The sequence below is a fragment of the Burkholderia sp. PAMC 26561 genome (assembly GCF_001557535.2).
GTDB lineage: Bacteria > Pseudomonadota > Gammaproteobacteria > Burkholderiales > Burkholderiaceae > Caballeronia.
In genome coordinates this window covers 1,070,031-1,091,758 of record NZ_CP014315.1, presented here as the reverse complement: position 1 = coordinate 1,091,758, position 21,728 = coordinate 1,070,031, and the positions used below count along the sequence as shown (strand labels likewise).

General features: G+C 60.5%; 15 protein-coding genes. 8 read left to right on the top strand and 7 right to left on the bottom strand.

Features of this window, described 5'->3' with window-relative positions; translation table 11 throughout:
• Positions 1-11: 11 nt before the first annotated feature.
• The 3 genes from AXG89_RS39540 (at position 12) to AXG89_RS39530 (ending at position 4,102) form a co-directional block, all read left to right on the top strand.
• Positions 12-932 carry a LysR family transcriptional regulator gene (locus tag AXG89_RS39540; protein WP_119024832.1) on the top strand — a complete coding sequence of 307 codons (921 nt, stop codon included), beginning with the start codon at positions 12-14 and terminating at the stop codon, positions 930-932.
• Positions 933-1,025: 93 nt separating this feature from the next.
• Positions 1,026-2,423, top strand: coding sequence for an LLM class flavin-dependent oxidoreductase (locus AXG89_RS39535; RefSeq protein ID WP_075358427.1), 1,398 nt, complete (start codon positions 1,026-1,028; stop codon positions 2,421-2,423).
• Between the two features lie 272 nt (positions 2,424-2,695).
• The gene (locus tag AXG89_RS39530) at positions 2,696-4,102 is read left to right on the top strand and encodes a sigma-54 dependent transcriptional regulator (protein ID WP_075358426.1); all 1,407 of its coding nucleotides are present in this window, start codon (positions 2,696-2,698) and stop codon (positions 4,100-4,102) included.
• Between the two features lie 276 nt (positions 4,103-4,378).
• Here AXG89_RS39530 and AXG89_RS39525 read toward each other — a convergent pair whose 3' ends face one another.
• Positions 4,379-5,284, bottom strand: a complete 906-nt coding sequence (locus AXG89_RS39525; RefSeq protein ID WP_205583130.1) for a LysR family transcriptional regulator — start codon at positions 5,282-5,284, stop codon at positions 4,379-4,381.
• Between the two features lie 161 nt (positions 5,285-5,445).
• On the opposite strand from AXG89_RS39525, the gene AXG89_RS39520 reads away from it, so the two are divergent.
• The 3 genes from AXG89_RS39520 (at position 5,446) to AXG89_RS39510 (ending at position 7,879) form a co-directional block, all read left to right on the top strand.
• Positions 5,446-6,018, top strand: coding sequence for an ester cyclase (locus AXG89_RS39520; RefSeq protein ID WP_075358424.1), 573 nt, complete (start codon positions 5,446-5,448; stop codon positions 6,016-6,018).
• 82 nt (positions 6,019-6,100) lie between these two features.
• A complete protein-coding gene (locus AXG89_RS39515; protein ID WP_086386837.1) occupies positions 6,101-7,078 on the top strand; it encodes a polysaccharide deacetylase family protein in 978 nt (325 codons plus the stop codon).
• 75 nt (positions 7,079-7,153) lie between these two features.
• Positions 7,154-7,879: an SDR family oxidoreductase gene (locus tag AXG89_RS39510; RefSeq protein WP_075358423.1), complete on the top strand. Its 726-nt coding sequence runs from the start codon at positions 7,154-7,156 to the stop codon at positions 7,877-7,879.
• A 26-nt stretch (positions 7,880-7,905) separates the two neighbouring features.
• On the opposite strand, the gene AXG89_RS39505 is transcribed toward AXG89_RS39510, so the two are convergent.
• Positions 7,906-9,036, bottom strand: coding sequence for a glycosyltransferase (locus AXG89_RS39505; RefSeq protein WP_062002004.1), 1,131 nt, complete (start codon positions 9,034-9,036; stop codon positions 7,906-7,908).
• A gap of 444 nt (positions 9,037-9,480) precedes the next feature.
• Here AXG89_RS39505 and AXG89_RS44555 point away from each other — a divergent pair, with 444 nt between their 5' ends.
• Positions 9,481-12,660, top strand: coding sequence for an autotransporter family protein (locus AXG89_RS44555; protein WP_119024830.1), 3,180 nt, complete (start codon positions 9,481-9,483; stop codon positions 12,658-12,660).
• Between the two features lie 218 nt (positions 12,661-12,878).
• Positions 12,879-13,646, top strand: a complete 768-nt coding sequence (locus tag AXG89_RS39495; RefSeq protein ID WP_075358421.1) for an SDR family oxidoreductase — start codon at positions 12,879-12,881, stop codon at positions 13,644-13,646.
• 52 nt (positions 13,647-13,698) lie between these two features.
• Here AXG89_RS39495 and AXG89_RS39490 read toward each other — a convergent pair whose 3' ends face one another.
• From AXG89_RS39490 to AXG89_RS39465, 5 genes are all read right to left on the bottom strand, one after another.
• A complete protein-coding gene (locus AXG89_RS39490; RefSeq protein WP_075358420.1) occupies positions 13,699-15,843 on the bottom strand; it encodes a TonB-dependent receptor in 2,145 nt (714 codons plus the stop codon).
• A 514-nt stretch (positions 15,844-16,357) separates the two neighbouring features.
• Entirely contained in the window at positions 16,358-16,567 is a 210-nt protein-coding gene (locus AXG89_RS39480; RefSeq protein ID WP_075358419.1) for a hypothetical protein, read from the bottom strand.
• Positions 16,568-16,766: 199 nt separating this feature from the next.
• On the bottom strand, positions 16,767-17,399 hold the full coding sequence (locus AXG89_RS39475; RefSeq protein WP_075358418.1) for a response regulator: 633 nt from the start codon (positions 17,397-17,399) through the stop codon (positions 16,767-16,769).
• Positions 17,396-19,432, bottom strand: a complete 2,037-nt coding sequence (locus AXG89_RS39470) for a hybrid sensor histidine kinase/response regulator (protein WP_119024828.1) — start codon at positions 19,430-19,432, stop codon at positions 17,396-17,398. Before AXG89_RS39470 ends, AXG89_RS39475 begins: the two co-directional genes overlap by 4 nt.
• Positions 19,429-21,594, bottom strand: a complete 2,166-nt coding sequence (locus AXG89_RS39465) for an ATP-binding protein (protein WP_075358416.1) — start codon at positions 21,592-21,594, stop codon at positions 19,429-19,431. The genes AXG89_RS39470 and AXG89_RS39465 overlap by 4 nt, the downstream gene beginning before the upstream one ends.
• Positions 21,595-21,728: the final 134 nt, after the last annotated feature.

Genomic DNA, 21,728 nt, shown 5'->3' with positions numbered 1-21,728 from the left:
ATCGTTTTAATATGGACACGCGCAACCTGAAGTATTTCCTGGCCGTCGCCGACGCGGGCAGCGTCACCCGCGCCGCCGATCACCTGAACATCGCCCAGCCTGCGCTGAGCCAGGCGCTCACGCGCATGGAAAAGGATCTGGGCGTCAAGCTCTTCAGCCGCACGCGGCGCGGCGCCGACCTGACTGCGGCGGGACTGGCGATCGTCGAGGACGTGCGCATGAGCGTCGCGAGAATCGATGCCGCCTCGCACCGGGCGCGCGAAATCGGCGCGCAGCGGGCGGGACGGCTGACGGTGAGTTTTGCATCGGCGGCGCTTTTTGCAGTGCTGCCCCGCGCGATTGCGGCACTGCGCGCATCCGTTCCCGACGTCGATCTCGTGCTGCGCGAGATGAGCAACGCCGAGCAGACAAGCGCGCTTGAAAAAGGAGAAATCGATATCGGCCTGTTGCACACGCCGGCGCCTGTTGCCGGGAAAATGCACGAGAAGCTGATCGCGCGCGAGCAGTTGATCGCGGTGTTGCCCGAAAATTTTCCGCTGGGCGCAAACGGCGCGGTGTCGCTGAGCGAACTCGCGCCGCATGGCCTGGTATGGTTCCCGCACGGGCAATTGCCGGGTGTTCGTGCGGGGATCTTGAGCGCGTTCCGGCAAGCCGGTTGCGCGGTAGAAATCGTGCAGGACGCCAACCGTTCGCTGACGGTCCTCGCGTGCGTGGCTGCCGGATGCGGCGTGTCCCTGTTGCCGCGTTCGGTGCGCGCGCTGCAATTCAGTGGCGTGCGGCTTTGCGAAATTTCGGACGGCGCCGCGCTGCCACCCTTCGAGTTGAGCGCCGTCTGGCCTGCGCGCGCACGTACCACGCTTGCCGACCGGTTTGCGGGCCTCATCGAAGCGTACCCGGGCGAAAAGAAACGCAGCGTCCGCAGTCATGGATAATAAATATCAAATTGATGGTTCGCCGGCGATCCTGACCGTGCGATGCTATCCGCCCTTTGCGCCCTTCATCCGTCGTTTTCCGCGAGGACTCCCGTGAGCAAGAAAAAGATCCTTTTGAACGCGTTCGACATGAATTGCGTGGGCCATATCAATCATGGCCTCTGGACGCATCCACGTGACCGCTCGACCGATTACCGCAAGCTTTCATACTGGACCGACCTTGCAAAGCTGCTCGAAAAAGGACTGTTCGATGGCCTCTTCATTGCGGACATAGTCGGCGTCTACGATGTCTATCAGCAATCGGCCGATCTGACCTTGAAGGAGTCGGTCCAGCTTCCCGTCAACGATCCCATGATGCTGGTCTCGGCCATGGCCGCGGTCACGCGCAACCTTGGCTTCGGCATTACGGTGAACCTCACGTACGAAGCGCCCTACCTGCTCGCACGACGTTTCTCCACGCTCGATCATCTGAGCGACGGGAGGATTGGCTGGAACATCGTGACCGGGTACCTGGACAGCGCGGCGCGCGCGATGGGCCTGACCGGGCAGATTGCACACGATGAACGCTATGACCGCGCCGACGAATATCTCGACGTGCTCTACAAGCTCTGGGAAGGAAGCTGGGCAAACGACGCCGTGGTTCGCGATCGTGAAACGCGCGTCTTCGCCGATCCCGCGAAAGTGCACAAGGTGGATCACCACGGACGCTATTACGACGTCGAGGGTTACCACCTTTGCGAACCCTCGCCGCAACGCACGCCGGTGCTCTTCCAGGCGGGATCATCGGGCCGAGGACAGGCATTCGCCACGCGTCATGCGGAGTGCGTGTTTGTATCGAGCCAAAGCAAGCCCGGCACGAAAAAGCTCGTCGATGCACTGCGCCAGCAAGCCGCCGATGCCGGCCGCAACCCTGCCGACCTGAAGATCTTCATGGGCATTACCGTCGTGGTCGGCCGCACGCATGCCGAAGCCGAAGCAAAATTTGCCGAATATGCGCACTACGCAAGTCCCGAAGCCGGACTGGCGCATTTCGCGGCGGGAACAGGTACTGACTATTCGATCTTCGATCCCGACGACGAAATCCAGCCGCCGGGCGCTCCGAAAAGCCGCGGCATCGAATCATCCGTGGAGCGCGTAACCGATGGCCAGTCCGGCTGGACCGTGCGGCGTCTGCTCGATCAGTTGAAGCTTGGCGGACGTTATACGACCATCGTAGGCGACCCGGTCGAAGTAGCCGATGCGCTCGAATCCTGGGTGAATGAAGCGGGCGTAGACGGTTTCAACCTGACCCGTACGGTGACGCCGGAGAGCTACGAAGATTTCATCGACCTGGTGATTCCCGAACTTCAGGCCAGGGGCATTTACAAAACCAGCTACGCCGACGGCACGTTTCGCGAAAAACTCTTTGGGGGCGCCGCGCATTTGCCGCAGGAACACGCGGGTGCATCGTTTCGCAATCTGTCGACGAAATCCGCCGGATCAGCGGAATAATTCTGTCTCGACGCATCTAGATCCCGGAACCTGCCGTATTCTTTAGACAAGTTCAATTCCACGGGTTTATGGAGCTTTTGGAAAGGGTTTCCCCTGCGACGCGCCTCTAACCGAAGGCGCGCTTCTTCTTTCAAGTTTCCAAGCAAACAGTCGTTATAAACAGGAGCACGCGTTTCAACACCGCGTCAACACGCCAATTCGCGAGCGACACAACGCGTGCCACCCATGGTTTTGGTGGCATTATTCGTTGTAACCAACCGGTGTAATTTTTCATGGCAGCGTTTCCGTCGAGTCCCAGGCATCTTTATTACGTAGGCGATCCCTTGACGCTCGAGGTTCGCTCTCTGATGGACGCGCGCGGGTGGACGGTCAGAAATTCCGAATTGGGTCGTGACCTGGAGAGTTTTTCATCGAATGCGAGTGGCGGCCTGCTCGATTTTTCGTCTCGCAACGTCCAGTTGAATTTGCGCCTGGCCGAAACAATGTTGTCGATCAAGACCATCGGCTGGGTTGCGTTGCTTACGCCCATCCAGCTCGATAACGAAACAATCCGCCGCCTCGTGCGCGACTTCTGCTTCGATTACGTCACGCTCCCCGCTTCCGGCGAACGCATCCTGAATGCGCTCGGACATGCTTACGGCATTGCTGCCTTGCACGATGCAGGCTCGCGCAGCGGTGTGGTGGGCGGCACGCACGGCAATGTAAACGCCATGGGCAGCAGCGACGCCGAAGGCGAAATGATCGGCTCGTGCGACGCCATGCTGGCGTTGTTCCGAGCAATCCGCAAGGTCGCCATCACCGACGCGCCGGTTTTCATTTCCGGTGAATCCGGCACTGGCAAGGAGCTTACGGCCGCGGCCATTCACCGGCATTCCACGCGGCGCGACCAGCCTTTCGTCGCGATCAATTGCGGCGCGATCCCCACGCATCTGCTGCAGTCCGAGTTGTTCGGCTACGAACGCGGCGCGTTCACGGGCGCGAACCAGCGCAAGATCGGCCGTGTGGAAGCGGCGAATGGCGGTACGCTTTTCCTCGATGAAATTGGCGACCTGCCGCTCGAAAGCCAGGCAAGCCTGCTGCGCTTCCTGCAGGAGCGCAAGGTCGAACGGCTGGGCGGACACGGCTCGACTTCTGTCGATGTCCGCATCATTTCCGCCACGCACGTCGAGATGCAGACGGCCATGGTCGAAGGCCGGTTTCGCGCCGACTTGTACCATCGTCTATGCGTGCTTCAAATCGATGAACCGCCGCTACGGGCTCGTGGCAAGGACATCGAATTGCTCGCGAAACACATGCTCGAGCGCTACAAGAAAGACGCGCATCGGCCGCTGCGCGGTTTCGCACCTGATGCCATTGCGGCGCTGCATAACTACTCCTGGCCGGGCAACGTGCGCGAGCTGATCAACCGCGTGCGGCGCGCGATCGTCATGGCAGAGGGACGCCTGATCGGCGCGCATGATCTGGAGCTTGGCGAATTCGCCGAACCGGCCCCAACGTCACTTGCGCAAGCACGCGAAGCCGGAGAACGGCAGGCGATCGAAATGGCGTTGCTCAGGAATCGCGGACGTCTGGGCGAAGCCGCGAAAGAGCTTGGCGTGTCACGCGTGACCCTGTACCGGATCCTGTCGGCATACAGCATGCGCGATGCGACGACATCGCCGGGCGTGGATGTCGAATAGAAACCCGCTGGTCGTCAGTCCGGCCAGCGTGTCCTGACGTTCATCGCCGACGACCATTGGAGAGAACAAAAGTCTCTGCATTGCGCGATCGCCTGGTAGGCCCACCCGATCACCAGAACGAGTAACAGCCCGCCCAGCTTTTCGTCGTTGTGCATTTCATCCCCCGGTTGTTTTCAACGGCCTGTCCTTGCAGGCATAACCATAAGCATACTTACTAATTCTTATCGCTCTGTTCGCTAGCGCTCAAGAAAACGTCCATCTTTTGCACAGCGTCGTTCAAGCCTTTCCCCAGCGCCATGCGTCATGCAACCGTTCCCGCAAATAGTCGATGAATCCCCGCACCCGCGGCGCGAGATGCCGGTTATGCGGATACAGCGCATGTAGCGGGGCGGCGGGCATTGAATGGGCGGGAAGGATACGCACGAGACGGCCTGCTGCAATGTCATCGCCTACATCCCATATCGACTTCACGCCTATGCCGACGCCATGCAGCGCCCATGCGTGTGCGGCGGCGCCGTCGTTGGTGATGAGCGCGCCCGTGACGCGCACGGTGACAGGTTCTTCGCCCTCGAACCGCCATTCGGCACGCGGCTGATCGCCTATCAAAATGCAGCGGTGGCGCGTGAGTTCATCTGGCTGCTGCGGCATGCCGTACTGGCTCACATACGCAGGCGCCGCGACCAGCACGCGGTAATTCGGCGCGAGCGGGCGCGCGATCATTGGTGAATCGGCGAGGCTGCCAAAGCGCACCGCCATGTCCAGACCGGTGTCGAGCAGATCGACCACCACGTCCGTCAACTCCAGTTGCACCGTCAATTGCGGATGCAATTGCTGGAAGTCCGCCATGATCGGTGCGATCCATCGCCGCCCGATCGCTCCGGGCGCGCTCACCCGCAACACGCCGCTTACTGCGTCCCGCCTGCCCGACATCAGCGATTCCGCGTGTTCGACCTCGGCCAGGATCCGCAACACCTGCTCGTGAAACAGCGCGCCCTCCTCCGTCAGGCTCTGGCGCCGCGTCGTTCGCTGTATCAGCCGCACGCCGAGACTTTCTTCAAGTTGCGCAAGCCGCTTGCTGACCACGGCCAGAGACATATCCATTTCCCGGGCCGCAGCCGAAAGACTGCCGGCGGAGACTACGCGGGCGAAAGCAACGAGGTTCGGCAGGTTGTCGATCATCAGATCTTCGATTCTTCGGGATTTGGAGAGGATGCATTGAACGAAAGCCCGTATTACATCTTGAATCGGAAAGTTAGCATGCGTATCACTGGCTCACGCAACGTTTCGCTGGTTTTGGGACGAAATGCATAGGCCGGCATACATCGCTTCTTTGGAGAATCCACATGCCGCTTTCATCGAAATTGGCTGGAAATCGCGTCGCGGCCGCGGCGCTCGCACTCGCCGCTTTCAGCGCGGGTTTTGGCCCGGCCACGCCAACGTTCGCGGCGGGCGCCGCGCTTGTCAAACCCGCGACCTTGATCGTCGATCAAAGCCTGCCCCGCGCCCAAGCCGACGCCCAGATGCTCGCCGCGCGCCGCTATGACACCTTCTGGACCACCAGCGACGAATCACTTGCACGCGCCGCGCTCAGCCCCGGCTTCATGGACCGGACGCTGCCACCCGGCCGGCCGCAGGGCATTGAAGGACCGCTGGCGGCATCGAAAGTCGTACACGCCGCCGTGCCAGACATCCATTGCGATGTCACGCAGATGATCGTCGCGGGCGATCGCGTCGTCTCGCACCTGCACTTCACCGGACATTTCACCGGCGAGTTCAAGGGCGTGACCGGAAAGGGACAAGCGATCGACTTCATGGCGACCGATATTTATCGCGTAGCCGATGGCCGTATTGCGGAGAACTGGCATCTCGAAGACAACCTGACGTTCCTGCAACAGCTCGGCGTCATCGCACAGTGAGGACAATCATGTCGCAAATCATCGATACCACCGTTACCCCACAAACGCCGGCGCTTTCCCCGCAGCGGGACGCCGAACCTTTCTGACTCGCGCAGGCCTGGGGGCCGGCGCGCTGGCCGCAGGCGCGCTGCTGCACGGCGCCGCTGCCAACGCACAGGGAGCCGGCGCATCATCAGTTACGACGAACGCAAGCGGCGCGCGCCAGGGACAATTCTGGCCTGACGGCGCGCGCCTCGTGGTCTCCATTTCGATGCAGTTCGAAGCCGGCGGACAACCGCCCAAAGGCACCGACAGTCCGTTTCCGAAAGTCGATTTTCCGGCGAGCGTCCCGGCCGACCCCGCGACCAACACGTGGTTCGCTTATGGATATCGTGAAGGCATTCCGCGCATGCTCGACCTCTGGGACCGCCATGGCGTGAAGGTCACCACGCACATGATCGGCGAGGCGGCGAAGCGTCATCCGGAACTCGCCCGGGAAATCGTCGCGCGCGGCCATGAAGCGTCCGGGCACGGTCCGCGCTGGAGCTCGCAATACGCGATGAGCCGCGCCGAAGAGCGGACGTTCCTGGAGCAGGCGGCAAGCATGGTGGAACAGGTCACCGGACAACGGCCCACAGGGTATAACGCGAACTGGTTGCGGCGCGGGCCGAACACCTTGTCGTTGCTCCAGGAATTGGGCTACGTTTATCACATCGATGACATCAGCCGCGACGAGCCGTTCATAGAACAGGTAAACGGCCACGACTTCGTCGTCGTGCCTTATACGCTGCGCAATAACGACATCCTGCTGGTCGAGGGACGTAACTATTCGCCCGATAAATTCCTTGAACAGATCAAGCTCGACTTCGATCAGCTTTACGACGAAGCCGGTACGCGTCGCCGCATGATGTCCGTGAGCGCGCACGACCGGATCAGCGGTTCGCCGCAAATGGTCCGGGTGTGGGATGAGTTCCTGCGTTATGCGAAGAGCCGGCCCGATGTCGCGTTCATGCGCAAGGACGACATTGCCCGATACGTGCTGCAAAGTCCCCTCACGCTGCGTGAGACGGAAACCATCTGATCGAACCTGGCCGCAGCCTTCCGGCGTTTTAATTCCGGGGCTGCAGTTCAGGGGCTGCAATAAAGGAGTCTGAGAATGAATACATTCGCATCGAAGAGCGTATTGATCGTCGGCGGAAGTTCGGGCATTGGCGCCGCCACCGCGAAAGCCTTCGCCGAACTCGGGGCGCGCGTGACGATTGCCTCGCGTAACCAGGAGAAGCTGGACGCAAGCGCGGCGGAGATCAAATCGAGTATGGGATCAACCGTGGACACGGCTGTATTGGATACCGGCGACGAAACCGCCGTTGAACGTTTCTTTGCGGAGACGGGACCGTTCGATCACGTGGTGGTATCGGCGGCTCAAACGCCGGGCGGTCCTGCACGCACGCTCGCACTCGCCGATGCCTACGCTGCCATGGACAGCAAGTTCTGGGGCGCATATCGCGTCGCACGTGCCGCGAAAAACACCGACGGCGGTTCGCTCACGCTTATCTCTGGCTTCCTGAGCGTGCGGCGAAGCAAGAGTTCGGTGCTGCAAGGCGCGATCAACGCCGCGCTGGAGGCGCTGGCGCGCGGCCTTGCGCTGGAGTTGTCGCCGGTGCGGGTGAATGCGGTATCGCCGGGGATGATCGCCACCCCATTGTGGTCGAAGCTCAGCGACGAAGCACGCCAGAGCATGTTCGATAACGCCGCCGCCCGCTTGCCCGCACGCCGTGTGGGGCAACCGGAGGACATCGCCAATGCAGTGATCTATCTTGCGAGCACAGCGTATGCGACCGGATCGACCGTGCTCGTGGATGGCGGCGGAGCAATTGCGTAGGATTTCGAATCAATCATATGTTCCGGCTATGCCCGGGCCATTGGCGTGACGCTTTCACGCATTGCGGCGTCGCGCAGCATCTGATGCGTGAGCGTGACATGCTGACGCGCGTATCCACGCGTGGTCAGTTCCTTCGATGTCAACTCCTGCTGCGCGCGGCGGATGCGTTCTGTCGTGCCTTCGGGATCTGCGCCTAAAGCGGCAACGGTTTCGCGAAGACTGCGCGGATCGTGGACCGGGACATACGAAACGGCATCGTGCGAGAAGTAGTCGGTGAGCCCGCCAATGTCCGTGGCAACCACCACCTTCCCGGCCATCACGCCTTCCAGCACCACCGTGATACCCGATGCATGATGATTCGGATGCAACGGCACCACGATCACATCGGCCCATTCATAAAGCTTGCGCTGTTCTTCGATACCCGATACCGGCGCCACCACGACGTTATCCGCCGCGCTTGGACGCGAGACCTTGCGCTGCGTTGCAAGCCGTGCCGAGAAACGCGCGTCGTTCTCGAAGGCTTCCATGAACGTCTGCCAGTCGCGATCCCGGTCATTGCCTATCGCGGCAACGCGCAAGGGTTCGTGCGGACGCCACTGCGACACCGGCTGCATGGGGAAGTCGTCCGTGCTGATGCCATAGAGCACGACCGTCGCTTCGCGGTTCCAGAATTGCTTGACGAGCGCGGCGTTATCCGTGGTGAGCGTCGTGAGCAGATCCGCACGGTTGAGCAGCTTCTTGTAGATGGCGCGCTTGAATCCGCTAAGAGACTTCCATACGTCGAGCAACCAGACGCTTTGGGCAAGCAGCAGCGGCTTGGGTCCACGCTTGAGCATCAGCAACAGCGCAGCGGACAGATACTCGCGTTCCGTATGCGTCCAGACAACATCGGACTCGAGCAACGCTGCACGATTGCGAAACGTATGAATCAGGTCACAGCCAAACAGCGCCTTCAGGCCGCGGCGGATGGAGCGCATCGCGCGACCTTCGGGATGATCCTGCGAATACGAAACCGCCACGGATTCAGACTCGGCGTAGTGATAACCGTACAGGCAACCGACGTTGTCGTCCTTGCGATAACGGCTCGGATCGACACCGTAATACAAATGAACGTGGACCTTTGTCGGCACGCTCGCCACAGTGCTCTTCGATCCCATCTATCCCCCGAATAAAAACGCCTGGCCTGAACGTCGAAACGCTGGCTACGCTGAAAAACGCATCGTACAGGGACCATGTGCATCGTCCAGCACGACGTGCGATGCAACGTAGGATAGACCACACATCACAACGCCAGCCTCATCTTGTGTTCGGCAACGCGCAAACAAGACGATGAGATTCTGCTAGTGCCAATGCGCGCGTTGCATCGACACTGACGTGTACGGATCAGAGCGTCTCGCTCGTTCCCGAGCCCGTACCCGTCACTCGATTTGACACTGCCTGACACTTATCACGCGCCTATTTGTTTCGCTATAAGCGGCACGGCACATAGCGTCCATCGTTGGATTACTTTTGAAGCACAACTGTTCGCCTTACAACATTCACTGCATGACCCCCGTTGATAAATTCCGCTCGCATTCAAATAACAAACACCGGGGCGTACCATGTCAAATCCTGTTCGTACGCGAGCGATCTCGCTTGCACCGTCGTTGCTGCTCATTCCGTTTCTTCTCAACCCGATTGCTGCGGCAGCCGCGTGCGCAGTGAATGGTCAATACACTGTTTGCAGTGCCGGCTCGCCAGAGACAACGACGATCGGCACGGGCAATGCGCCGGGTAACGACGACCGCACAGTCGTCGTCAAGAAGGGTGCGCTCATCAATACACAAGACGCATCGGCAATCAGTCTCGCCGACCGCGCCAACATCACCGTGAAGTCCGGCGGCACCGTCAGCAACCATGCAGTCGAGTTGCACGGGTTCTACGGCACGGGCACCAACACCATCGAGTTCCAGAACAACGGCACACTGACGGTCGAAGCCGGCGGCAAGGTGTTGTCCAAAGGCACTGAAGACATTGCCGAAGCCGTGAACCTGCAGGGTACGGGCAACGTCATCACGAACAGCGGCCTGATTCAGGCAAAGAACGCCGCGGCCATCTGGTTTCAGAACACGTCGGGCAGCAACACGGTCATCAACACGCAGACGGGCGTGATCGAAGCGCCTGTGAACGCAATCGGATCGAGCGGCGACGGTGCTGTCGATTTCACGAACAAAGGCAAGGTGATCGGCAACCTCCTGTTCTCGGGCGGCGACGACACCATGCGCATCTACACCGGTTCGACGGTGCAAGGCAGCGTCGACGGCGGCACGGGCAACAACCAGTTGATCCTGAGCGGCGCCGGCACCGGAACGCTCGACACATCGGTGAGCGGGTACATTGCCGGCTTCCAGACGCTCATCAAGGACGATACCGGCACTTGGACGCTCAACGGCATCCTGCCTGACGTGCAGACGGCGGAAGTCGCGAACGGCAAGCTGATCCTGACCGGCGACAACAGCGCTTACGCAGGACAGTTCACCGTCGACGCCCCCGGCACGCTCGAAGCGCGCGCGCAAAGCCTGCCGTCGGCGATCACGGACAACGGGCTCGTGCGTTTCGCACAGACCGACGATGGCACGTATGCGGGCTTGCTGAGCGGCACGGGTTCCATCGAGAAAACCGGCGCCGGTACATTGACGCTGGCGCCAACGGCGCCCGGCGGCAACACGTATTCAGGCGGCACGTTGATCACGCAAGGCACGGTCAACATCAGTGCCGATAACGCATTGGGCGCTCCCGCCGGCGGCGTTACGTTCAACGGCGGCACGCTGCAGCTCGGCAACAATCTCGACCTCGCGGCCACCCGTGCAATCACGATCGGCACGGACGGCGGGACCATCGACACGCAGCAGTTTTCATCGACTCTTTCGCAGGCTGTAACCGGCTCAGGCGCATTGACGAAGCTGGGCAGCGGCATGCTCACGATGAACGGCGCAAGCACCTATGGCGACACGAACGTGCTTGGCGGCACCCTTGCAGTCGGCGACGCGCAACACGCGAGCGCGACGATCGGCTCAGGCACGACGACCGTTGCCGACGGCGCAACACTCGGCGGCTTCGGCACGGTCCTGGGCTCGGTGAACAACTCGGGCACGATCGCTGTCGCAAATGCGTTGCCGGCTTTCTCGGCAAGCTCGACAGGCTCGTTCCTGATCCAGGGCAACCTCACGAACAACGCCACGATCAACCTCGCGGCTGCATCCGGCACGACGGGCAATGTGCTGAACGTCAGCGGCAATTACGTGGGCAACAACGCGAAGCTGATTGTCAACACGGTGATGAACGAAGGCGGCACAGCATCGAACCAGTTCACGGACAAGTTGGTGATTGGCGGCAATGCAAGCGGCGATACAACCGTAATCGTGAAGCCGACAGGCCTTGGCGCACTGACCGTTGGCGATGGCATCAAGGTCGTGCAGGTGAACGGCACGGCTGCATCCGGAACGTTCCATATGACCGCGCCGGTACAGGCGGGCGCGTATGAGTACCTGCTGTATCAAGGCGGAACAGGACGGCCGAGCGACTTCTACCTGCGTTCGTCGCTGGAGAATCCGCCGGTTACGCCTCCTGTGACACCGCCTGTGACGCCTCCCGTCACGACTCCGGTCACGCCGCCTGTGACGCCTCCGGTTACGACTCCTCCGGTTACGACTCCTCCGGTTACGACGCCGCCGGCCACGACGCCGCCGGTGACAACCACGCCCGCTTCCCCCAACGACGCCGCAGTGATTGGCGGCACGGGCACGACGCCCACGCCGTCCGCTCCGATTGCGTACCGTCCGGCTGTCATCGGATATGCGCTGACACCGTCGCTGAACATCGACTACGGCTTCGCGATCCTGAGCCGCCTGCATGAGCGCGTGGGTGACATCGCCAATCTCGAGAAAGCACAAGGCACGCACGACAACGGCGTGTGGGGACGCATCGGTGGCCAGAACCTCGATGCCAATTCGGGCGACCGTTTCTCCGCCGATGAACGCACGTTCTTCGCACAATTCGGCAAGGACTGGACGTTGGCTTCGAACCCGGCAGGCGGCAGCACGCACGCCGGCGTGACGCTGACGATCGGCTCGACCTCGGCCACTTTCGAAGACAGCGCACGCAGCCTGAACCCGACGCTCGGTACGGGGACCGGTTCAGTGGAAACGCAAGCACAATCGCTCGGCGGCTACTGGACGAAGTACCTGAAGGACGGCAGCTATTTCGACGCCGTCGCGCAACTGACCCACTATCGCAACAAGTACGGCGATGTCTACGGCGGCGGCGCTTCGCAGAACGGCTACGGCACGGGTCTTTCTGGCGAAGTCGGCAAGCCTTTCCTGATCGGCTCGACGACGATTGCGATCGAACCGCAGGCGCAGTTGATGTATCAGTACCTGCATCTGAATGGTTTCAACGATGGCATCTCGCCGGTAGGCAGCACATCGAGCAACGCGCTGCGCGGCCGCGCCGGGTTCCGCATCTTCAAGGCGAACCTGAGCAACGACACGAAGACGGGTGCATTGACGCCTTACTTCACGGCCGACGTGCTGCGCGATTTCCTGACGCCGGGCAACACGACGGTCGACGGATCGACCTTCAACGGTGCGTTCTCGAAGGCGTGGTACGAACTCGGCGTGGGACTGACCACGAGCATGGGCAAGTCGTCGGAGATGTATGCCAACGTGAAGTACTCGCGCAACATTGGCGGGGATTATCGCCGGGGTGTGTTTGGTCAGGTCGGGTACAAGTTCAGCTGGTAAGAACAACTGCAGGACGTGAGCTTCGAGCGGGGGAATGACGAACATGATGTTCGTCATTCCCCCGCTTTTTTTGGGTGGTCAAAGGTCCAATGTAAAGCCGATTCTTGCCCAAGCCCTGCAGCGATGTGAAAATAAAGCGATCATCTGCTTAGGTGCAGTACCTTACGTTTTCCCTTTCGCCATTCAATAAACAGAGACCCACTCAGGAGAGCATCGCCGTGAACTCAGAATCTGACCGTCGCGCACGCATCGCCGTTGTCACCGGCGCCGGAGCCGGCATTGGCCGCGCTGCATCGCTTGCTTTACTGCAGGACGGCTGGACCGTGGTGGCCGCGGGACGCCGTATCGAACCGCTCGAACAGCTTGCCAGCGACGCGCCCGAAGGCAGCCGCGTGCTGCCCTGCCCCTGCGACGTGGCGGATCCCGAAGCCGTGAAGAAACTGTTCGCCACGGCGGTCGACACGTATGGCCGCGTCGATCTGCTCTTCAACAACGCGGGCGTATCGAACCCGCCGGGGCCGTTCGAGGACTGGACCGTCGAGCAGTGGAAATCGGTCATCGATATCAATCTTAACGGCATGTTCTATTGCATCCAGCAAGCGTTCCGCGTGATGCGCGCGCAAACGCCAATGGGCGGCCGGATCATCAACAACGGTTCGATATCGGCGACATCGCCGCGACCCAATTCCATTGCGTACACCGCGACCAAGCACGCTGTTGAAGGCATGACGAAATCCGCCTCGCTCGATGGCCGGAAGAACGACATTGCGGTGGGCCAGATCGATATTGGCAATGCGCAGACCGATCTCGCCGCGCGCATGGCGAAGGGTGTGCCGCAGGCAAATGGAGAAATTGCCGCTGAGCCGATGCTCGATGTGAACATTGTCGGGCAATCCGTGCGTTATATGGCGAGCTTGCCGCTGGAGGCAAACATTCTGTTCCACACGGTCATGCCGGCGAAGATGCCCTTCGTGGGCCGGGGATAAACACGCGCGCAAAAAGCGGCGGCGCAATGCATCGCACTGCCGCTTCGAACGATTACATCCGCCAGCGCGCCGACACCGTGAAGGTGCGCGGATCGCCTGGCATGTTGCTCATGTCCGCGTTGCCGTGCGCGGAGATGAAGTAGTTGCGGTTGAAGAGATTATCGAGCGTCAACGTGACGTCGACCTTCTTGCCGTGATAACCGGCGCCAAGGTCGAAGGTCACGAAGGACGGTAACGTGACCAGGTCGCTTGCCGACGTAAAGCGCGCCGACTGGAACTGGCTGCCGCCCGCTACGTAAAAGCCGTAAGGCAGATCGCGCTTGATCCAGATGCTCGCGCTATGCCGCGGCGAGAGACCGGGGGTGCTGTCGTGCAGCGAGATGCCTGCAGCGGTTGCCTGCGGCGAACCCTGCACGTTCCCGTTCAAATAGGTATAGCCGCCGAACACGGACCACTTCGGCGCGACCTCCCCCGCAAACGACAACTCCACACCGCGCGAATGCTGCGTGCCGATAGGCAGCGAGAACGACGGATTCGTCGGATCGGCGATCTGCTGGTTGGTCTGCTTCATGTCGAACAACGCGACGCTCGCGCTCGCGTGTCCGCCGAGGTCTAACTTCGAACCCACTTCGAAGCTCGTGGTCTTTTGCGGCTCGAGCGTGGACGCATTAGCGACCACGCCGTTGCTGATGAGCGTATCCGCCAGCGGCGAGAACGACTGGCTATATGTGCCATACAACGTCACCCACTCCAGCGGCTCGTACATCAAGCCCACCCGCGGGCTCCACGCACGATCCGTACGCGCGAGGTTCACGCCCGCTGCCGTATAGTCGCGGCGCGTCTGGTCGATGTAATCAAAGCGCAGTCCGGCAAGCACTTTCCAGTGTTCGGTCAGCGAAATCAGGTCCTGCGCATATAGCCCGGCAATGCCGATTACGGTCGAGCCATTGGTGCTCGCGAGGGTACCGGGCTTGATGCCGGGAAGATCGATTTGTTGCGGATTGAAGAGGTTGTAAGTCGCGACGTTCTTGTTCGTGTAGATGGTGTCGAACTTTTGCTGTTGCGATAATTCCAGGCCATACAAGACCTCGTTTTTCATGCCGAACAGCGTGGCTTTCTGCGTGAGTTCGAACATGCCGTCAACGCCATGATCGTTGCGAAAACGCGTCGACTCGTCGAGCGTCACGACCGGATTCGCGGCTGTCTTGATCGGTTCGTAGTTGACGTAGTTCTTGCGCTCGAGCGAGAAGTCATACGTGCGTACGGCTGCATGGAACGACAGCGAGTCGTTGAAGCGGTGGTCCAGCGACGCCGTCGCGCTTTCCACCGTGATGTCGTTATACGACGTGTTCGCAGCATTCGCCGAGCCATAGTACGTGTTGTGCGGCACGTCGACCGGCCGCCCGAGATAAGCGGGCAGGCCCTGGTCCGAGGTTCGGCGGTCATGCAGGTAATCGGCTTCGAGATTGAGCGTGGTGTTGGCATCGAGCTTGAATTGAGCCGACGGCGCTATCGCCTGGCGGTTTAACTGGAACTGATCGCGAAAGCTGTTGGAGTTCTCGCCGGCGCCCGTTATGCGAAAACGTGCTGCGTCGTTTGCATTCAGTCCAATATCGAATTCGCCACGACGTTCGCCCTCGGTTCCAAGCGACACACCGACTTCCTGCTGCGGATCGGCTTCGGGTTTCTTCAGCGTCCGGTTGATCAGCCCGCCCGCTGAACCGCGCCCGTACAGCACCGCAGCGGGTCCCTTCAAGACCTCCACGCTCTGCACGTTGGAGAGGTCGCGGTAGTACAGCGAGTCGTCGCGAATACCATCGACGTATTGGTCCGTGATGCTGCTGAACCCGCGAATCGTGACTTGATCACGCTGCCCGTCGCCGACCGAGAAGCCCACGCCGGGCACGTTGCGCAACGCCTGCTGAATCGAGGTGGCGTTCTGTTCTTCGATGAGCGCGCGCGGCACCACGGTGACAGTTTGCGGCACATCCATGAGCGAGGTGCTGGTTTTGGTCGCGGTCTTCGAGAGGCTCGTATCGTAGGTCGTGCGGTCCGTCTGCGCGTTGATATTGATCGCCGGCAACGTGGACGCTGGCGCGGGCGCGGCGGCTGGCGTCTCTTGCGCGAGCAAAGGGCGCGCGCCGGCAAGCGAAGTGGCAATGACGAGTGCGCGACAAGCTTTCTTCTTGATAGACATGGAAAGGTTCGTAGGGTTGAAGACGATAAAGCGACAGGAACGCAAATACAAAACGAGCCGCAGTTACCACGAACCACCATGCGTTTCGAGAAGACACGACATCGGCTGCCGTGGAACGGCATTCGATGTGGGGAGGAGGAGGTGTTTTGGCGGCGCGGAGGGTCGCAGAGCGCCCGGACGCCGGTCAAGCCGATATATTTCGGCCTGTCATTTTTCGAAAGAAAGGATAATAACCGCGATAAACAGAATGCCGCGCATACCCTAAGTTGGCTTAGGGCTTTTAATGAAGTCTTGCGAGTCAACGAAGCATCGGGCTATTTTTATTACTAATTTGTAATTTACAGATATGCAAACGAAAGATTATCGATCCTGTTTTTGAACGGTTTGGCGTTTTAGCAGAACCGGAGAACCAAGGCGAAAAAAAAGCGCCATGCGAGCATGGCGCTTGAAAATTCTAGCTTCCGAGGGATGGGCTAGAACTGAGAGACGGTCAGGGATTAGACTACACGCACACTCAGTGCATGACGCCGAAAAACGCCAGTACGGCATCGTCCGGGCTCAGGCCTACTTCAAAATAACCTTGCAATCGCTCGGCGGTCGGATCATCCAGCCGGAATGGCGGCCGGATGAATTTCGCGGCGACGGAGCGGTCGTACCAGAGACTTATCCACTCCTTCAAATCGACCAGCATCAACTCTTCAGCCACTACGGATCGATCGGCCATAGGATCTCCGCAACTCAACCAGGCGAACATCGGGAATGAAACGGAAATACAGCGCTGGAATGCGTTTGATATGAGCGCATCGTTTCATACAGCTTCATATTAAATATTCGGCCTCGATTTGCCAGTCGGCGGAAGCGGATTTTCCCCTAGGCGGTTCCTGATTCTCCTATCAGGATTTCCTGACACGGCGAATCAATCGCTATTCGGTCACCAATCTGTGCCTCACTGCGTATCGGATCATTTCCGAATTATTGTTCAGGCCGAGCTTCTGCATGAATCGCATCTTGTGTGTGCTGATGGTCTTGGCGCTGAGCGAGAGGGCGTCGGCAATATCGTTGATGCTGCTGCCCGCAGCCAGCATCCGTAACACCTGGAATTCGCGGTCCGACAGGATCTCGTGCGGTGGCCCGTCGTTCGATGGGGCATCGAAAACGATTGCATCCACGAGTTTCGGATCGATGAAACGTCCGCCCGCAGCGAGCTTGCGAATCGCCGCAAGCAGCACTTCGAGATCGCTGTCCTTCGTGACATAACCCGTTGCGCCCGCACGCAACGCGCGCGAAACGACCTGCCCTTCGTTGTGAATGCTCAGCACGAGAATGGGAAGCGCCGGCTGCTCGGCCCGCACACGCCGGATCAGGTCCACGCCGCTGATGCCGGGCATGGTCATGTCGAGCATCAGCAGATCGACGTGGCAGGCACGCAGCTTGTCCACTACATCGGCGCCGTGCGCTGCTTCGCCAACCACCTGGATATCGGTCGTGGTCGCAACGATCTGCTTGAGTCCGCTGCGTACGATTGCGTGGTCATCGGCTATGAAAATACTGATCATTGTTCCCGTCCGCCGTCGAGCGGTAAATGAATCGACACCATGGTTCCCGCGCCCGGCGCGCTGTCTATCTGCAATGTCCCGCCGATCAGTCTCGCGCGTTCGCTCATGCCGAGCAGGCCATACGAGTAACCGCTTTGCGCGGAATCAGCGTCGAAGCCCTTGCCATCATCGCTTACGCGCAGATCGAGCGCGACGTCGCTGCTCACCAGCGTTACGGTCACGCGCGACGCCTCCGCATGCCGCGATACGTTCGTCAGCGACTCCTGGACGATGCGAAACACAGCGGTGGAAAACGCATCGGCAAGTACGGGTTCGCCACCGCGCACGACGAGCTGGCATGGCATGCCGTTGCGCCGCGCGAAGTCCTCGGCGAGCCATTCGAGCGCCGAGACGACGCCGAAATTGAGCGCAGCAGGCCGCAAATGACTCGCGACATTGCGCACCATCCAGATCGTCTTTTCGACCAGTTCGCGGATGTCGTCGATCTTGCGCGTGGCTTCAGGATCGGTGTTGGCCGTGACGTTCGCATCACCCACGAGGCGCATCTTCAGCAGCGCAACATCCATCTTCAGCGCGGTCAGGACCTGTCCGAGTTCGTCGTGGATTTCCATGGCGATGCGCCGTCTTTCCTCTTCGCGGATCGCTTCCAGATACGCCGACAATTCGCGCAACCGCTCACGTGACGCAAGCAGTTCTTCTTCGGTCCGCTTGCGCTCGGTGATGTCCTGAACGGTTCCAACGATACCCCACGGACTTCCCTCATCGGCCTGGATATGTTCCGCTTGCAGCCGCACGATCCGCGTGGCGCCATCGGGTCCGACAATACGATGATCGATACCAAACGGCTTCCCCGTGCACATCAGCACGCGAACCGCCCGCCTGAAGGCGGCATGGTCGTCGGGATGAACCGCTGCGAGGTAAGCGCTGTAGCACGGCTTCACCTGCGAGCAGACAACACCGAGGATCCGGTAAATTTCCGACGACCAGTGCGTGACCCCTCGCGCGCTGTCCCACGCCCAGTCGCCCAGGCGCGCAAGGCGCTGCGCGTTCGCGAGACTCGCCTCGCTTGCGCGCAGTTTTTCGTCGGCTGCTTTGCGCGCGGTGATGTCGTAGAGGCCTACATAGATGGCGGGAACGTCGTCGTAGGTTGCAACGCGGGCATTCGCCACGGCCCAGAACGACGTGCCGTCGGGCCGCCTGAAGCGCAGTTCAGTGTTATGCAGGTTGCCCTCGCTGCGCAATTTGCAAACAACCGGATCGCGCTCACCCGGCGCTCCATAAAAGTCGACGATGTTGCCCGTTGTCTGCGCCTCATCGAATGAAAAGAGCCTTCGAAAAGGCTGGTTCATGTAAAGAATCTCGCCTTGCGGCATGGACGTGATGCACAACGGCACCGGACTCGTTTCAACGATCGCACGAAAGCGCGCTTCGCTTTGCTTGAGCCGTGCCTCGACATCTTTACGTTCGATGATCTCGAGATTCAGGCTCAGGTTGGCCCGCGCGAGTTCCTCGGTTCGTTGCGCAACGCGCGCCTCGAGTTCATCGCGTGCTTCGCATAGCTTGCGCTCGGTTTCCTGACGCACCGCTATCTCATGCTGCAATTGCAGGTTGCGCGTGACGAGTTGTCGCTGCAACGTGCGCAATGACAGATGCGTACCAATGCGCGCAACCACTTCATCGACGCGAATGGGTTTCGTGACGTAATCCACGCCGCCCGCCGCGAGCCCTTCCACGACATCGGCGGCCGCCGACATGGACGTCATGAAGATCACGGGAATCTCGTTCGTATCGCTGTTCGCTTTCAGGCGCCGGCAGGTTTCATAACCATCGATGCCGGGCATCTTCACATCCAGCAAGATCAGGTCGGGTTGCGAGAACGCTGCGCGTTCCAGCGCCTCAAGCCCGTCGAGTGCAACCAGCACGCGATACCCCTGGTCTTCCAGGCTCTCGACCATGACGCTCAGGTTCGCCGGCATGTCGTCCACGATCAGGACCGCGGGCGCCTCGACCGCCACTGTTGCCGTATCGCTCATGACGCGTGTCTCCCTTCAAGATGCTGTTCCACGAACTGCACGATTGCCTTCGTCCGATACCCCTTCGCCAGCGCGCGCAGCTCCGCTGCAAACGCGCCGTAACGTGCGTCCAGATGCGTGATGCGCTCGGCCCACAGCACGATTTCACGCATGTTCCCTTGCCGCGCCAGGCGATGCAACACTTCGAGTTCGTCAAGCGGCAAAGGAATATATGGCATTGGCGCGCTAAAGGTCCCAGGCGGCTCGATAATCGCCGTTGGCGCATGGATCCATTCAATCGACGTCACCGACGTGATCTTGTGCAGCAGCGTGTCCAGATGAAGCGGCTTGACGATAAACGCATTCGCGCCCGCAGCGAGGCTGCGTGGTTCGTCGCCGCCGGAAGGACTTGCGGACATCGCGATTACCGGGATCTCGCTCATTCCCGGCATGAGACGCAGGCGATGAATGGTCTGCAGCCCGTCCAGGCCGCCCATGATCACGTCGGTGAGAACCAGGTCCGGGGTGGTCCGCCGGGCGATCTCGACCGCCTCCGCGCCGCTTTCCGCCTCGAGCACCGCGAAACCGATGTGCCCCAGCATGACGGCGGCCACCGCGCGATTCGTGGGCGCATCATCGATCACGAGCACCGTTCTGCGCTTGCCCGCGTAGCCCGTGATCACCCGCGCGGGCACCGTCGGCGATTGCACGACAAGCCAAGCCTGCGTGGCCGCATCGAGTTCAAACCAGAACGTGCTGCCCTCTCCCTTGCAGCTCTCGACGAAGATTTCACTGCCCATCGCGCGCATGAGTTGCCGGCTGATGCCGAGTCCAAGCCCCGCGCCGCCACGCTGCCGTTGTTCGTCGCCGCTTTGCTCGAAGGGCTCGAAGATCAGCTCGCGTTGCGCCTCATCAATACCAATGCCTGTGTCCTCCACCGTGAATCGAACACGGCCATGCACGAGCGTTGCCACGCGCAAGGTCACGCTGCCGTGGTCGGTGAACTTCACCGCGTTGGCGAGCAAATTGAGCAAGACCTGCCGTAGCCGCCGTTCATCGGCACGTACGGCCTCGGGCACACCCCGCGCGGCGTTGCAGACAAATACCAAGTCTTTCTGCTCCGCCTTCACACCGATGATCTCGCGAATATCGTTGAGCAAACCCGCAAGCGGCACGGCGACGATATCGAAGGGCACCTTCCCCGCCTCGATCCTCGCGATGTCCAGGACGTCGTTGATCAGCGCCAGCAGATGTTCGCCGCTGCGCTGGATCACGCCGAGTCCATCGCGCTGGCGCTCGTTCAAGGCCGGATCGCGGCTCAGCACCTGCGCGTAGCCAAGAATGCCGTTGAGCGGCGTGCGCAATTCGTGACTCATGTTGGCGATGAACTCGGACTTCGCACGATTGGCCGCTTCCGCTGCATGCCGCGCTTCACGGCCTTCGGCGGCTTCGCGTTCATCGATATACGCACGATAAAGCCGTGCCGACATTGCATGGAACGATGCCACCACGCGCTCGAGTTCGTCCGGATGACGCGGCGGTTTGCGTTGCAACGCAAAGGCTTGCGGCGCTTGCCGGAAGTCGTAGCTCTCTACGCGCCGCGCCACCACCGCGAGATGCCGCGTCACGAGACGCGAAAAAATATAGAACGTGAAGAGCGTGACGATGAACGTGTTCGCCGCCTGGCTCAGCAAGATGACCAGCGCGGTTTTATACAGCTCGCGGTACAGGTTCGTGAGCGTCGCCTCCACTTTCAACGTGCCGATCATTTCCTCGTGACCTTGAACCCGATACACGACAGGGAAGCTCCGCACGATCACCGGCCCGAGTGTACGTTCGCCGGCGGCGACGACCATGGACGTATCGCTGGCGATGATCTCGGTGACTTCGGCAATCCGGATATCGGGCAGACGGAGAATGCCGTCGAGCTGCAGCTCGAGTTGCGGGCGATCGAGACGCCAGAGCGCTTCGCCCAGGCTGCCGCGATAACTCTCGTTGATCTGCGCGAGCCTGCTTTCGATCAGCGCCATGCCCCGGTCATAGTCGCGATAAAGCTGCAGCGCCGTGAGCGTCAACGTCACCATGCAGCTAAACAGAAAAACCGTTGCGAGCAGGCGCAGGACAACACTGCTGCGGTGGCGCTCGACTGAATCCCACAGTCCGCCAAACGTGTTAAGCGCCATATTTTTCCGGACCCGGCTAAGTTCTCGACTTGCGTATTTTGCGCTCTCCAATAGCGCGGGTCTAACGAGAGAAGTGCAGGGAAAGCCACTTTGATCGCGAAAAAAACCGACGCAGATGTACCGAGTGCTTAATT